Source organism: Serratia sarumanii, assembly GCF_029962605.1.
In the GTDB taxonomy this organism is placed as follows: Bacteria; Pseudomonadota; Gammaproteobacteria; order Enterobacterales; family Enterobacteriaceae; genus Serratia; species Serratia sarumanii.
The window spans coordinates 1,282,086-1,296,274 of sequence record NZ_CP124750.1; the positions used below are offsets into that span (position 1 = coordinate 1,282,086).

The following is a 14,189-nucleotide window of genomic DNA, read 5'->3' on the forward strand; positions in this document are numbered from 1 at the left end:
TTAGGAATAGGCGTATTGCAGGGTGATGTCAATCAACAAAAACGCAACGTTACGTTGCGCTTAACACAACGTGGCGACAATCACGCGATCGGCGTTGAACAGGGCGTGTACGGCGGTGCCGACGCTCAGCTGCAGGCGCTGCAGCTCCGCCGTCGTCAGGGTGGCGCACAGGGTTTCGCCACCCGCCAGCGTCACCAGCACCTCGCTGTGTTCGGCGCCCGGCTGAATGCCGGCCACCACGCCCGCCAGCGCGTTATCCGCGCCGGCATGCTCCGCGGTATCGACGCTTAACCGCACCCAGGGCGCCTTGATCAGCGCCAGCACCTCTTTGCCCGGCGTCAGCTGCAGCCGGTCGGCGCTTTGCTGGGTGACGGCCGCCGTCAGGCGAGTGGTGCCGTCATTCAACAAAATCGCCAGGTGCTGCTGCACCTGCTGATGATCGCGTTCGATGACGATACCGAAGAACTGATTGCGCGCGCTGGTTTGCAGCGAGAAGCGCGAGATGGCCGCCAGCAGGCTGTCGAGCGGCAGATCGTCCTGCTGCAACACGTCGAAAGCTTTTTGCTGCACCTGGCCCAGCAGGTCATACAGCTGGATCAACCGCTGGCCATAGTGCGTCAGCTGTGCGCCGCCGCCGCCTTTACCGCCGGTGGCGCGTTCCACCACCGTTTGTTCCGCCAACTGGTTCATCTCATTGATGGCGTCCCAGGCGCTTTTGTAGCTGATGCCCGCCAGTTTGGCGCCCTGGCTGATGGAGCCGGTGTGCTGCACCTGTTTCAGCAGCGCGATGCGGCGCGGATCGGCGAACAGCTTTTGCTGGAGTTTGAGAGTCAGAAGAATTTCGGCCTGCATAGCGCATCCTGTCGGCGGCAAAAATCTTATTGTCGCCGATTTGGCGGCAAAGCGCCAAGCGCAGTGCGCTGGAGGGCGGGGCAATAAAGACTGGCATTGCTTTGTTGTTATAATATAACATAACAGAAAAACAATAAGGCTTTACGCTGGCTGCGGCCGGTTTTTATTTCACCACAGGGATGCTTCACATGAGTACGACACGCCGGCGTCTTGTCACGCCCAGAAAATCGTTATGCCTTGCCGCCGCCTGGGTCGGCGGCGCACTGACGGCGCCGTTGGCTTTCGCCGCCGACTGCGATAAATCCCGCAATGCCACGGGATGCGAAGAACAGCTCACCGTGGAGGCGGCGGCCCCCGCCGGGCGCTACGATGCGTTGAGCGCCGTGAGCCGCAGCGCTTCGCAGCTTGGGCTGACCGCTCGGGAGACGCCGCGCAGCGTCGATATCATCAGCGCAAGAGCGATCCAACAGCGGGGCGATCGCTCGCTGGCCGCCGCCGTCGAGCACGCCACTGGCCTGTCCGGCGTCGCTTCGCCGACGCTGTCCAACAACTTTTCCGCGCGCGGTTTCCGGCCGATCGCCTGGCTGTATAACGGCGTGGAGATGCCCGGCAGCACGCTGCAGCTGGGCGATCCGGCGCATTACGACAGCATCGAGATACTGCGCGGGCCGGGATCGGCCTTGAACGGCCTGAGCGCCGCGGGCGGCAGCGTCAACCTGATCTCGCGGCGGCCGACCTTCAGCCGCCAGCCGCTTGAGCTCGATTATGGCTTCGGCAGCTACCGCAGCCAGCGTCTGCATCTGGGGGCCGGCGGCGCGCTGGTGGACGATGCGGTGGCGTACCGGCTGGACGTCAGCGGCAACGACAGCGGCAGCAACGTGCAGTACGAACGCGATCGGCAGAAGCGGGTTTCCGGCTCGCTGCTGTTTAAGCTGACGGACGATGCGCTGTTGACGCTGAGCCTGGACCGCATGCTCAACCGCACCAACAACCCTTACTACGGCACGCCGCTGCTGGACGGGCGCATTGCCGGCGAGCTGCGCGACATCAATTACAACAACCTGACCGACAGCCGCATCCAGAGCAACGCCACCGCATTTCAGGCCAGTCTGGACTGGTTTATGACGCCCGAAGTGGAGTGGCATAACCAATTCTATTACTACAGCGGCTTTCGCGAGTGGCGCAACGTCGAACGCTTTCGCGTCGCGGCGGCGGCCCGGCCCGGCGACGTCAACCGCGACTCCTTCGGCGCCCTGGCGCACGACGACGATCTGATCGGCAACCGCAGTTCGCTGGTGTTCGATCGCGCCATCGCCGGTTTCGATAACCGGTTGCTGGTCGGCCTCGATCTGAGCAAGCGGCATTTTCAGTACTACTCCAACGGCTTCCCCGGATCCGAAGACGTGCCGCTTGGCGCGCCGCCCCGAGAGCCGTTCGCCCAGGGAACCGACCGCCAACGCGCGCCGGTGCGCCACGTTACCCAGAACCAGTACGCCGCCTTTCTTGAAGATCGCTTCAGCCTGACCGAGCGTTTAGCGCTGCTGGGCCAGCTGCGCTACAACCATATGAACATGGACTGGCGCTTCCAGGGGCCGCAGGAAGAGAGCCGCGCGCATACCTACGTTTTCAGCACCTGGAGCCTGGGCCCCAGCTATGCATTGACCGATAACCTCACGCTCTACGCCAACTACACCACCGGCCAGGAGCCGGGCAACGATCTGTTCTTCCTCAGCCCAACGCAGACCGATCTGCCGCTGACGCGAGCGCGCCAGTGGGAGGCCGGCGCTAAAGGGCAGTTCTGGGGTAACAAAGGCGAGGCAACGCTGGCGCTGTACGAACTGCGCAAGGACAACCTGTTTGTGCCCGACGCGCAGCGGCCGGATGCGTTGAACGCGGTAGGCAGGCAGACGTCGCGCGGCATCGAGCTTGGCGTGGTGCTGCGTCCCGACGAGCGCTGGGAGCTGGCCGGCAACGCCGCCTACACGCATGCCCGCTACGACGACTATCGCGGCGGCAGCCCGCTGCGCAGCTACAACGGCAATCGCCCGGCCTATATCCCGGACTGGACTGCCAACCTCAGCGTGCATTATCAGGCGACGGAGCGCCTGGGGCTGGCTTCTTCGCTGCGCTACGTCGGCAGCAGTTACAACGACGACGCCAACCGGCGCAAGATGCGCGCGTACACCACGCTCGATCTGGCGGCGGACTATCAGCTGACGCCGATCGTCGATGTCGGTTTTCGCATTCGCAACGCCACCAACCAGCTGTACGCCTACCAGCGCACTTACCCGGATCAGGCGCTGATCGCGCCGCCGCGCAGTTATGAAACCTTCGTGTCGGTCAGGTTCTGACGGCGTGAAACGCTGGCTTGCTCTGCTGTTGTGCGCCTTGGGATTGGGCGGGGGCGCGCCGCTGCGTGCCGATGCGGCCAGCCTGCAAAATTGCGGGGTAACGCACGATTACCCGCAGCCGCCGCAGCGGGTGCTGGTTTACGCCAACCCGGCGCTGGAAAACCTGCTGGCGCTGGGGCTGGCTGGCCGTGCAATCGGCGTGGTCGGGTATGACCGCGCGCGCGATCCCGCGCCGACGGCCGATGCGCTGCAGGCGCCCACCAGCCCGGCGCCGCCCACGGCGGAAGCGTTGCTGCTGATGCGGCCGGATTTTGTCTATTCGGCCAGCTATTACTGGCTGCACAGCCCGGAAACGCCCGATCGGGCGCGGCTGGCAGAATGGGGCATCGGCACTTATCTCTCACCCGGCGCCTGCAGCGGCCAGCAAAGCGCGATCGCCGCCGCGCTGACGTTTGAAGACATTTTCACCGAGCTGCGGGAGCTGGCGCGCATTTTCAACGTCAGCCGCGCCGGTGAAGCGCTGGTCGAACGGCTGCGCGGGCAGCTGAGGGCGCTCGAACCACAGCGTGCTCAGCTGCCGCATATGCGCCTGCTGTGGTGGTATGCCGGCGCGCAAACGCCCTATGTGGCGGGCTGCTGCGGCGCGCCAGGTTTGCTGAGCCGCAGCGTCGGCAGCGAGAACCTGTTCGGCGATCGGCCCGAGCTGTGGCCGACGGTGTCCTGGGAAATCATCGCCGCCCGCGATCCGGATGCGATCGTGCTTGGCGATCTGCCGCGTGGCGGCCTCGGCGACAGCGCGGCGGACAAGATCGCCTTTCTGGAGCATCACCCGCTGACCGCGACGCTGCGCGCCGTGCGTCAGCGGCGCTACGTGATCCTCCCCGGTTACGACATGGACCCTTCCGCCCGCACCGTGGCGGCGTTGGGCCGTTTGATTCGGGGCCTGGCGGCCTTGCCGCCGCAGGCGCCGACTTTTTCCAACAAGGAACCTTGATATGACTGCCGTTTCATTCTCTTCGCTGCTGGACTCCTGGGATCGCCAGCAGGCGGCCTACATCGCCGAGCGGGAAGCGCGTTTTAACGCCCAGCTGGACGTGCTGGCGCTGGCCGCCGGTCAGGATTTTCACGTGGTGGATCTGGCCTGCGGCCCGGGCTCGCTGAGCCTGCGCATTTTGCAGCGCTTTCCGCAGGCCAGGGTGACCGCCATCGATCTCGATCCGCTGCTGCTGGCGGTGGCGCGCGGCGCGCTGGCGGCGTACGGCGATCGGATCCGCATTCTGCAGGCCGATCTGGCGGATCCGGCCTGTTTTTCCGCACTGTCCGGCCCCGCGCCGCAGGCGGCGGTGTCCAGCACGGCGCTGCACTGGCTGATGCCCGAGCAGCAGCTGGCGCTGTACCGCAACGTCGCCGGGCTGCTGGCCGACGGCGGCGTGTTCCTGAACGCCGATCATCAGCGCTATGACCAGCGCCAGCCGCGGCTGAAAGCGTTGGCGGAGCGGCACGACGAGCAGACCCAACAGCGCGCCTGGGACAACGGCGTTGAGGATTGGGATCGCTGGTTTGCGGGCGCGCTGCAATCGCCGGCGTTGGCCGCTTATCAGGCCGAGCGTGAAGCGCTGTTCGCCGGCCGCCCGGTGCCGCCGCCGACGCCGGTGGATTTCCAGCTCGCGGCCCTCAGGCAGGCCGGTTTCAGCGAGGCGGGGACGGTGTGGCAGCTGCTGGACGACTATGTGATCGCAGGCTGGAAATAGCATGATCCGGCGGTTACTGCCCGGCCGTGAGGCCGGCTGGCTGCTGTTGCTGGCGGCGGCGCTGCCGCTGGCCCTGCTGGGCGCCACCCTGTCGGGGCCCGCGCCGATCGCGTGGCACGACGCCTGGCGCATCGTGCTTGGCGTCAGCGGCGGTGCGGCGACCGACGCCGATGTGTATCAGCGCATCATCTGGTCGCTGCGGATGCCGCGCGCGCTGTTGGCGGCGCTGGCCGGCGCCGGATTGGCGTTGGCGGGCACCGTGCTGCAGTCGCTGACCCGCAACCCGCTGGCCGATCCCTGGGTGCTGGGCATCTCCTCCGGCGCCGGCGTGGGGGCGGTAACGGTGCTGGTATTGGGGCTGGGCGGCGGCCTGTTGTCGGTGTCCGGCGGCGCGTTTATCGGCGCGCTGGGGGCGTTTGCGTTGGTGATGCTGCTGGCCGGGCGTTCGCTGCAGGGGGAGTCCACGCTGTTTATCCTGGCCGGGGTGGCGGTGACGCAGTTGCTCTCCGCGCTGACTTCGCTGATCACCCTCTGGCAGGCGGACGCCAACGCCACGCGCGGCGTGATGTTCTGGCTGCTGGGCTCGTTCAGCGACGCGCGCTGGCCGCAGGTCGGGCTGTGCGGGTTGGCGCTGGCGGCGGCGCTGCTGCTGTGTTGGCTGCGGGCGGGTGAGCTAGACGCGCTGGCGTTTGGCGGCGTGACCGCCGCTTCGCTGGGGGTAGCGGTGGCTCCGCTGAAGCTGCTGCTGTATGTGGTGACCACCGCGCTGACGGCGGCGATCGTCGCGTTCAGCGGCGCGGTGGGATTTATCGGGCTGACGGTGCCGCACGTCGCCCGGCGGCTGGTCGGCTCGCGGCATCGGCGGCTATTGCCGGCCAGCGCGCTGTGCGGCGCGCTGTTCGCCGTGGCGGCGGACACCCTGGCCAGAACGCTGTTTGCCCCGCGCGAGCTGCCGGTCGGCGTGCTGACGGCGCTGCTGGGGGTGCCGGTATTCCTGCTGTTGCTGTATCGGAAGGTCAATGCATGACGATTGAAAAAGCGCGATCCGGCCTGTGCGCCGAAGCGGTGAGCTGGCGAGCGGGCGAACGCACGGTGCTGGAAAATCTGGATTTCTGCGCCTTGCCCGGTGAGATCACCGGCGTGCTCGGCGTCAACGGCAGCGGTAAATCCACGTTGCTCAAGCTGCTGGCCGGGTTGCAGCCTGCCGCCGGGGGCCGCGTTTGGCTGGCAGGGCGCCAAATTACCGCGTTTTCCGGGCGGGAGCGCGCCAGGCGCATCGCTTTTCTTGAGCAATCCGCCCCCGGCGCCTTCGCGCTGCCGGTGAAAGAGGCGGTATTGTTGGGGCGCCTGGCCCATGTCGGCCGCTGGCGAGGTTTTGGTACCGAGGATCGCCGCCTCGCCGGGCAGGCGATGGAGCAAGTGGGCATCAGCCACCTGGCCGATCGCGATTGGCAGCGGCTGTCCGGCGGTGAACAACAGCGGGTGCATCTGGCGCGCGCGCTGGCGCAGCAGACGCCGTGGCTGCTGCTGGATGAGCCCGCCAACCATCTGGATATCGCCCATCAGCAGCAGTTTATGGCCTTGCTGCGGCGGCTGAAGCTCAGCGTGGTGGTGACGCTGCACGATCTGAATCTGGCGGCCTGTTATTGCGATCGGGTCGCGCTGCTGCAGCAGGGCGGGATCTGTGCGGCGGGCACGCCGCGGCAGGCGCTGACGCCGGAGCACATTCGCGCGGTGTACGGGGTGGAAGCCCGGCTGGCGGCGCCCGCCGGCTATGCGCCACCGCTGATCTACTATCCTGCGGCGGGATGAGCCGGTGGAAAGGGCACGTTTGGCCGATCACAATTTCGCCCCGCTGGCTAAAATAACTCCGGTTTTAGCGATTTTTTTGGGTTAGAATAACCCGATATGCGGTGAAAGGCATTTGCCGCTCAATGGGCAGTTAAGCGAGGCTATCATGTTGGAATTATTGAAAAGTCTGTTGTTTGCCGTGGTCATGGTGCCGGTGGTCATGGCGCTGATCCTCGGCCTGATCTACGGTTTTGGCGAAGTGTTCAACGTCTTCTCCAAAGTGGGCCGTTCGAAAGAAAACCGCACCCAGCACTGACCGTTCCCCATCTCGATACCCGCCGGCATCGCCCGGCGGGCATTCCTCAAGTTATCTCACGCTTTGCCGATAAACCGCATGACAAGCTTTCGCGCAACGTTATATTATTTTTTATATAACGAAGAGTGATAATGCACGTTAACTTGCGGAGAAAAACAATGAAACAGCAATGGACCAAATGGGTTGGCGGGATCGTGTTGGCATCGGGCCTGGTGGCACAGGCTTCGGCGGCGGAAAAGATCACCGTGTTCGCCGCCGCGTCGCTGACCAACGCGCTGCAGGACATCGCCACCCAGTATCAAAAAGGCAAGGACGTGCAGGTGGTTTCCTCCTTCGCGTCGTCCTCGACGCTGGCGCGCCAAATTGAGCAGGGCGCCCCGGCCGATCTGTTCATCTCCGCCGATCAACAGTGGATGGATTACGCCATCGACAAACAGCAGATGGTGAAAGACACCCGCTACACGCTGCTGGGCAACGAACTGGTGCTGATCGCCGCCAAGAGCGATAAGCAAGACAAGATCGCCATCGACAAGCAGACCGACTGGGCCAAGCTGCTCAACGGCGGCCGTCTGGCGGTGGGCGATCCGGATCACGTGCCGGCCGGCATCTACGCCAAAGAGGCGCTGGAACACCTGGGCGCCTGGAGCGCGCTGGAGCCGAAACTGGCGCGCGCCAACAACGTGCGCAGCGCGATGGCGCTGGTGGAGCGCGGTGAAGCGCCGCTCGGCATCGTCTACGGCTCCGACGCGGTCGCCAGCGACAAGGTGAAAGTGGTGGGTGTATTCCCGGAAGACAGCCACAAACCGGTTGAATATCCGATGGCGATGGTGAAAGATCGTCAAAATCCGACGGTCAGCGCTTTCTATACCTATCTGAAGGGCCCGGAAGCGGCCGCTATTTTTGAACATTATGGATTCACCCCGCGTAAATGATTCTGAGTGAGTACGAGTGGCAGGCGGTTGAGCTGAGCCTGAAAGTCTCCGGTTTGGCGGTGGTCTGCAGCCTGCCGTTCGGCATTCTGATGGCCTGGGTGTTGGTGCGTTGCCGCTTTCCCGGCAAGGCGCTGCTGGACGGCGTCATTCATCTTCCGCTGGTGCTGCCGCCGGTGGTGGTCGGCTATTTGCTGCTGATCGCCATGGGGCGGCGCGGCGTCATCGGCGAGTGGTTGTACGACTGGTTCGACTTCAGCTTTAGCTTTAGCTGGCGCGGCGCCGCGCTGGCATCGGCGGTGGTGGCGTTTCCATTGATGGTGCGCGCCATCCGGCTGGCGCTGGAGGCGGTAGATACCCGGCTGGAGCAGGCGGCGCGCACGCTGGGCGCCAACCCGTGGCGGGTGTTTTTCACCGTCACGCTGCCGCTGTCGCTGCCCGGCGTCATTGTCGGCGTGGTGCTGGCCTTCGCCCGCTCGCTGGGGGAGTTCGGCGCCACCATCACCTTTGTCTCCAACATTCCCGGTGAAACCCGCACCATTCCGCTGGCGATGTATACGCTGATCGAAACGCCGGGGGCGGAAGCCGCCGCCGCGCGGCTGTGCGCGATCGCCATCGTGCTGTCGCTGGCTTCGCTGATGGTGTCCGAATGGCTGGCCCGCTGGGGCCGCAAACGGATGGGGGTGTAAATGCTGGAGCTGGATTTCTCGCAGCAGCTGGGCGACCTTAATCTCAACGTCCGCGCCGATTTGCCGGCGCAGGGCATCACCGCGATTTTCGGCCTGTCCGGCGCGGGCAAAACTTCCCTGATCAACGCCATCGGTGGCCTGACCCGTTTGCAGCAGGGGCGCATCGCGCTCAATGGCCGCACGCTGGTGGATACCGCCGCGGGCCTTTGCCTGCCGCCGGAAAAGCGCCGTATCGGCTACGTGTTTCAGGATGCGCGGCTGTTCCCGCACTATCGGGTGCGCGGCAACCTGCAGTACGGCATGGCGGCCGGCATGCGCGCACAGTTCAACACCATCGTCGAGCTGCTGGGCATCGGGCCGTTGCTCAATCGGCTGCCGCTGACGCTCTCCGGCGGTGAAAAACAGCGGGTGGCGATCGGCCGTGCGCTGCTGACCGCGCCGGAACTGCTGCTGATGGACGAGCCGCTGGCCTCGCTCGATCTGCCGCGCAAACGCGAGCTGCTGCCGTATCTGGAGCGGTTGGCGCAGGACGTCAACATCCCCATCCTCTACGTCAGCCACAGCCTGGACGAGATCCTGCGCCTGGCCGAGCAGGTGATGGTGCTGGATCGCGGCGAGGTGCGCGCGTTCGGCGGGCTGGAAGCCGTTTGGGCCAGCAGCGCGCTGCGGCCGTGGCTGCAGCGTGAAGATCAGAGCAGCGTGCTGCGCGTCAGCGTGATTGAGCATCATCAACGTTATGCCATGACCGCGCTGGCGCTCGGCGATCAAAGGCTGTGGGTCAGCGGCATCGACGCCGAACTGGGCACCCAGCTGCGCATTCGCATCAACGCCGCCGATGTCTCGCTGGTGCTGCAACCGCCGGTCAACAGCAGCATTCGCAACGTGTTGCCGGCCAAGGTAAGCGAGTGTCTGGACGTGGACGGGCAGGTGGAAGTGAAGCTGGCGGTCGGGGAACACGTGCTGTGGGCGCGGATCACGCCCTGGGCGCGTGATGAACTGGCGATCCGCCCTGGGCAGTGGCTGTACGCGCAGGTGAAGAGCGTGTCTATCAGCCGCGAGAGCCGCTAAGACAGACCCTCCCGGCGGGAGGGCGAAAAAACTAGAGTACGCGGGTGCGGATCACCTCGGCGATGCCCGGCTGCAGGTTATCGGCGATCACCAGATCGGCGCGTTCCTTGATCGCATCATCGGCGTTGCCCATCGCCACGCCCAATCCGACCGCTTCCAGCATGCTGATGTCGTTGTAGTTGTCGCCGAACGCCACCACCTGATCCATGCTCAGCCCCTGCGACTCCACCCATTGGCGCAGGCGCTTGCCTTTGCTGTTGCCGCCTTTGGCGATATCCACCTGATCGTGCCAGGACCATTCGCACGCCAACCCCAGCTCTTTTTCCACCGTGTCGGCAAACTCGCGCAGCGCCGGAATATCGGCGTGCGAGGTGGCAAATTTCCAGATCGCCTGCGCGTCGTCGGCCGCCTGCGCCAGGCTGCCGACCTGCAGCAGCGTCGGGCGCTGCGCCGCCGGCAGGGTTTCGGCCCAGGCCAGCGAGCGGGTCACGTGGCCGCTTGGTTCCTGATACAGCATGGCGTCGTCGACGTACATCAGCCCGTGAATGTCGGTCTGTTTGAGCATCTGCAGCACCTGCCTGGCCTGATCTTTTGCCAGCGGATCGGCGGCCAGCACCTTCTTCTGCTGAAAATCATACAGATAGGTGCCGTTGCAGCAGATGGCCGGGGTGTCTATCTGCAGCGCCTGGTAGAACGGATGGATGGCGACGTGGTGGCGGCCGGTGACCACCACCACCTGGATGCCGGCGGCGCGCGCCTGCGCCAGCGCTTCCAGCGACTGCGGTAAGATGCGTTTTTGGTTGTCCAGCAGGGTGCCGTCAAGATCGAGTGCGATGACGCGGTAGCTCATAGGGTTCTCGTTATCGTTAGCCATAAAATTAATCCGATGGTACACCGGATAGCCAACGGAGAAAACCGCGTGAGCTTCCGGTGCTAAGCGGGGTTGCCATGCGACGGATGTGCGGTAAGCTAGGGGCAATCGAACGGCCTGAAACCGGTTCCTCTTTTACCCTTTGCAAGGAGAACACATGAAGCAAATCGTTTATGTCGCCAGCCCGGAGAGCCAGCAGATCCACGTTTGGCAGTTGGATGACGCCGGCGCGCTGGCGCTGCTGCAAACCGTTGACGTGCCGGGCCAGGTGCAGCCGATGACCCTTCATCCGGACAAGACCCACCTGTACGTCGGCGTGCGTCCGGCGTTCGGCATCGTCAGCTACCGCATCGAGGCGGACGGCACGCTGCAGCAGGCCGGCATGGCGCCGCTGCCGGGCAGCCCGACCCATATCTCCACCGATTTGCAGGGGCGTTACCTGTTCTCCGCCTCCTACAGCGGCAACAGCGCCAGCATCAGCCCGATCGGCCACGACGGCGTGGTGACGGCGCCTATTCAGCAGATCGACGGCCTGACCGCGCCGCACTCGGCGAACATCGATCCGACCAACCAGCTGGTGCTGGTGCCTTGCCTGAAAGAAGACCGCATCCGCCTGTTCAACCTGAGCCTGGCGGGCCAGCTGACGCCGCACGCGCAGGAAGCGGTGGCGACCGCCGCCGGCGCCGGCCCGCGTCATATGGCGTTCCACCACAACGACAAGTTCGCCTACTGCGTCAATGAGCTGGACGGCACGGTGGACGTGCTGGCCATCTCGGAAAACGGCGGCAAATACACCGTCACGCAGACGCTGGACATCATGCCGGCCGACTTCGACGGCACCCGCTGGGCGGCGGACATCCATATCACGCCGAACGGCCGCTTCCTGTACACCAGCGACCGCACCGCCAGCATTCTGACCATCTTCAGCGTTTCCGCAGACGGCGGCACGCTGAGCGTGGTCGGCTATCATCCGACCGAAGCGCAGCCGCGCGGTTTCAACATCGATCACAGCGGCCGTTTCGTGATTTCGTCCGGCCAGAAATCCGATCACATCGCGGTGCATGAAATTGACCAGGCCAGCGGTAAGCTGACCACGCTGGCGCGTTATCCGGTGGGCAAAGGCCCGATGTGGGTGAGCGTGCTGGCGAAGTAATTCGGCGGTCAGACGAGTATGGAAAAAGCGCGATTCGGTGGAATCGCGCTTTTTTATTGGCGGGGGATCAGTTGAACGTCACCGTCAGCGTGGCGCTGCCGAGGCTGTGGAAATGGACGTTAAAGCCCACCAGCGCGCCGCTGGAACCCTCATCCACCTCGATGCGCTCCACGTCCAGCGCATGCACGGTGAACTGGTAGCGGTGGCTTTCGCCACTCGGCGGCGCCGCGCCGCCGTAGCCGGCTGAGCCGAAGTCGGTGCGGGTCTGCAGCGCGCCGGCGGGCAGCGGCGCTTTGCCGGAGCCCGCGCCCTGCGGCAGCTCGCGCACGTCGGCGGGAATGTTGGCCACGATCCAGTGCCACCAGCCGGAGCCGGTCGGGGCATCGGGATCGTAAACGGCGATCACGAAGCTTTTGGTGCCGGCCGGCACGCCGTCCCAGGCCAGGTGGGGCGACAGGTTATCACCGTGATAGCCCATGCCGTTGAAAACCTGCTGCTGCGGCAGTTTGCCGCCGTCCTGCAGATCGTTGCTGTACAAACGAAAAGCCATAGTGACTCCCAGTTGTCGGTAAACGCGAATCCTTAAGCTAGATCGTTTCGTCGTGACAATACAAGCGGGATTGCCATTCGCCAACGGCGGCGCGGATCGGTTACCATGGCCGCATCTTCCTTCCTACAGACCGCCGGATAGCCAAACAACGCCACCATGATCTCACTGAAAAAACGCACGCCGTGGTTCGGCTGGCTGCGCCGTTGGGCCAAAGGCATCAAGCGCGATATTTACGCGCTGTGGCTGGCCGCCCGTGATAAGCGCACCCCGTGGTACGCCAAACTGATCGCGCTGCTGGTGGCCGGCTATGCGATCTCGCCGATCGATCTGATCCCGGACTTCATTCCGGTGCTGGGCTATCTGGACGACGTGATTATCGTACCGTTGGGCATCATGCTGGCGGTGCGCCTGATCCCCAAGCCGCTGATGGCCGAGCTGCGCGAGAAGGCGCAAAAGCGCGTCGATAACCCCACCGGCCGCATGGCGGCGGTGATGATCATTTTACTCTGGCTGCTGTGTCTGGGATTGCTGGCCCGCTATCTGGACCAGCATTGGTAAGCCATTAACGCGCGGCGGCGGCCACGGCGGCGGTCAGGCGGCTGAGCTGTTCCGCTTCGATGATGTAAGGCGGCATCAGGTAAATCAGCTTGCCGAACGGCCGGATCCACACCCCGCGTTCGACGAACCCGCGCTGCAGCTCGGCGACGTCCACCGGTTCGCGCATCTCCACCACCCCAATCGCGCCCAGCACCCGCACGTCCGCCACCTTCGGCAGCGCCGCGAGCGGCAGCAGCTCCTGCTTCAGCTGGGCTTCGATGGCGCTCACCTGCGCCTGCCAGCGATTTTCCGCCAGCAGCGCCAGGCTGGCGTCCGCCACCGCGCAGGCCAGCGGGTTGCCCATAAAGGTAGGGCCGTGCATAAAGCAGCCGGCCGCGCCGTTGCTGATGGTCTCCGCCACGTGGCGGGTGGTCAGGGTGGCGGACAGCGTCATGTAGCCGCCGGTCAGCGCCTTGCCCAGGCAGAGAATGTCCGGCACCACCTGTGCGTGCTCGCAGGCGAACAGCTTGCCGGTGCGGCCGAAGCCGGTGGCGATCTCGTCGGCGATCAGCAGCACCTGATGGCGATCGCACAGCTCGCGCACCCGCTTGAGGTAGCTTGGGTGGTAGATGCGCATGCCGCCGGCGCCTTGCACCACCGGTTCCAGGATCACCGCCGCCACTTCACCGGCGTGCTGCTCCAGCAGCGCGGCGAACGGCGCGATGTCCTCTTCGCGCCATTCCTCGTCGAAGCGGCACTGCGGCGCGGTGGCGAACAGGTGCGGCGCCAGATAGCCCTGATAGAGGCTGTGCATCGAGTTGTCCGGATCGCAGACCGACATCGCGCCGAAGGTATCGCCGTGATAGCCGTGGCGCAGCGTCAGGATGCGCTGCCGCCGCTCGCCGCGCGCCTGCCAATACTGCAGCGCCATCTTCAGCGACACTTCCACCGCCACCGAACCGGAATCTGCCAGGAACACGCACTGCAGCGCTTCCGGCGTCATCTCCACCAGCCGACGGCACAGCGAGATGGCGGACGGATGGGTAATACCGCCGAACATCACGTGCGACATCTTCTCCAGCTGCTGGCTGGCGGCCTGATTCAGGCGAGGATGGTTGTAACCGTGGATCGCCGCCCACCAGGAGGACATGCCGTCTACCAGACGCCGGCCGTCCGCCAGCTGCAGCTCGACGCCGCTGGCCGACTCGATCGGGTAACAGGGTAACGGGCGGCTCATGGAGGTGTAGGGGTGCCAGATATGACGTTGGTCAAACGCCAGGTCGGAAGCGGTGATAGACATACTTGTAAACCAAATTGAATTAAGATTGGTT

General features: G+C 64.8%; 15 protein-coding genes. 11 read left to right on the forward strand and 4 right to left on the reverse strand.

Annotated features, from left to right (window positions below; genetic code table 11):
- Nucleotides 1–60: 60 nt before the first annotated feature.
- Nucleotides 61–852 carry a molybdenum-dependent transcriptional regulator gene (gene modE, locus SSARUM_RS06065; RefSeq protein WP_060429681.1) on the reverse strand — a complete coding sequence of 264 codons (792 nt, stop codon included), beginning with the start codon at nt 850–852 and terminating at the stop codon, nt 61–63.
- 188 nt (nt 853–1,040) lie between these two features.
- Between modE and SSARUM_RS06070 the strand changes: the two genes are divergently transcribed.
- The 9 genes from SSARUM_RS06070 to modC all read left to right on the forward strand — a co-directional run bounded on the left by SSARUM_RS06070 (nt 1,041) and on the right by modC (nt 9,747).
- Nucleotides 1,041–3,203 carry a TonB-dependent siderophore receptor gene (locus SSARUM_RS06070; RefSeq protein ID WP_060387398.1) on the forward strand — a complete coding sequence of 721 codons (2,163 nt, stop codon included), beginning with the start codon at nt 1,041–1,043 and terminating at the stop codon, nt 3,201–3,203.
- A 4-nt stretch (nt 3,204–3,207) separates the two neighbouring features.
- Nucleotides 3,208–4,197, forward strand: a complete 990-nt coding sequence (locus tag SSARUM_RS06075) for an ABC transporter substrate-binding protein (RefSeq protein ID WP_033647139.1) — start codon at nt 3,208–3,210, stop codon at nt 4,195–4,197.
- A 1-nt stretch (nt 4,198) separates the two neighbouring features.
- Nucleotides 4,199–4,954, forward strand: a complete 756-nt coding sequence (locus SSARUM_RS06080; protein ID WP_033647137.1) for a class I SAM-dependent methyltransferase — start codon at nt 4,199–4,201, stop codon at nt 4,952–4,954.
- 1 nt (nt 4,955) lies between these two features.
- Entirely contained in the window at nt 4,956–5,981 is a 1,026-nt protein-coding gene (locus SSARUM_RS06085) for a FecCD family ABC transporter permease (protein WP_033647136.1), read from the forward strand.
- On the forward strand, nt 5,978–6,766 hold the full coding sequence (locus tag SSARUM_RS06090) for an ABC transporter ATP-binding protein (RefSeq protein ID WP_049235007.1): 789 nt from the start codon (nt 5,978–5,980) through the stop codon (nt 6,764–6,766). The genes SSARUM_RS06085 and SSARUM_RS06090 overlap by 4 nt, the downstream gene beginning before the upstream one ends.
- A gap of 145 nt (nt 6,767–6,911) precedes the next feature.
- Nucleotides 6,912–7,061, forward strand: coding sequence for an AcrZ family multidrug efflux pump-associated protein (locus SSARUM_RS06095; protein WP_004939813.1), 150 nt, complete (start codon nt 6,912–6,914; stop codon nt 7,059–7,061).
- Nucleotides 7,062–7,219: 158 nt separating this feature from the next.
- Nucleotides 7,220–7,993, forward strand: coding sequence for a molybdate ABC transporter substrate-binding protein (modA, locus tag SSARUM_RS06100; protein ID WP_033647133.1), 774 nt, complete (start codon nt 7,220–7,222; stop codon nt 7,991–7,993).
- Entirely contained in the window at nt 7,990–8,679 is a 690-nt protein-coding gene (gene modB / locus SSARUM_RS06105) for a molybdate ABC transporter permease subunit (protein ID WP_060426442.1), read from the forward strand. Before modA ends, modB begins: the two co-directional genes overlap by 4 nt.
- On the forward strand, nt 8,680–9,747 hold the full coding sequence (gene modC / locus SSARUM_RS06110; protein WP_016928697.1) for a molybdenum ABC transporter ATP-binding protein ModC: 1,068 nt from the start codon (nt 8,680–8,682) through the stop codon (nt 9,745–9,747).
- A 31-nt stretch (nt 9,748–9,778) separates the two neighbouring features.
- On the opposite strand, the gene SSARUM_RS06115 is transcribed toward modC, so the two are convergent.
- Nucleotides 9,779–10,597 carry a pyridoxal phosphatase gene (locus SSARUM_RS06115; protein ID WP_060431568.1) on the reverse strand — a complete coding sequence of 273 codons (819 nt, stop codon included), beginning with the start codon at nt 10,595–10,597 and terminating at the stop codon, nt 9,779–9,781.
- A gap of 178 nt (nt 10,598–10,775) precedes the next feature.
- On the opposite strand from SSARUM_RS06115, the gene pgl reads away from it, so the two are divergent.
- Nucleotides 10,776–11,771, forward strand: a complete 996-nt coding sequence (gene pgl, locus SSARUM_RS06120) for a 6-phosphogluconolactonase (RefSeq protein WP_060429684.1) — start codon at nt 10,776–10,778, stop codon at nt 11,769–11,771.
- A 67-nt stretch (nt 11,772–11,838) separates the two neighbouring features.
- Here pgl and SSARUM_RS06125 read toward each other — a convergent pair whose 3' ends face one another.
- Nucleotides 11,839–12,321 carry a kinase inhibitor gene (locus tag SSARUM_RS06125; protein WP_033637497.1) on the reverse strand — a complete coding sequence of 161 codons (483 nt, stop codon included), beginning with the start codon at nt 12,319–12,321 and terminating at the stop codon, nt 11,839–11,841.
- A 156-nt stretch (nt 12,322–12,477) separates the two neighbouring features.
- On the opposite strand from SSARUM_RS06125, the gene SSARUM_RS06130 reads away from it, so the two are divergent.
- Entirely contained in the window at nt 12,478–12,879 is a 402-nt protein-coding gene (locus tag SSARUM_RS06130) for a YkvA family protein (protein WP_016928691.1), read from the forward strand.
- A 4-nt stretch (nt 12,880–12,883) separates the two neighbouring features.
- Here the strand turns inward: SSARUM_RS06130 and bioA are convergent, their stop codons facing one another.
- Nucleotides 12,884–14,158: an adenosylmethionine--8-amino-7-oxononanoate transaminase gene (gene bioA / locus SSARUM_RS06135; protein WP_060429685.1), complete on the reverse strand. Its 1,275-nt coding sequence runs from the start codon at nt 14,156–14,158 to the stop codon at nt 12,884–12,886.
- Nucleotides 14,159–14,189 lie beyond the last annotated feature (31 nt).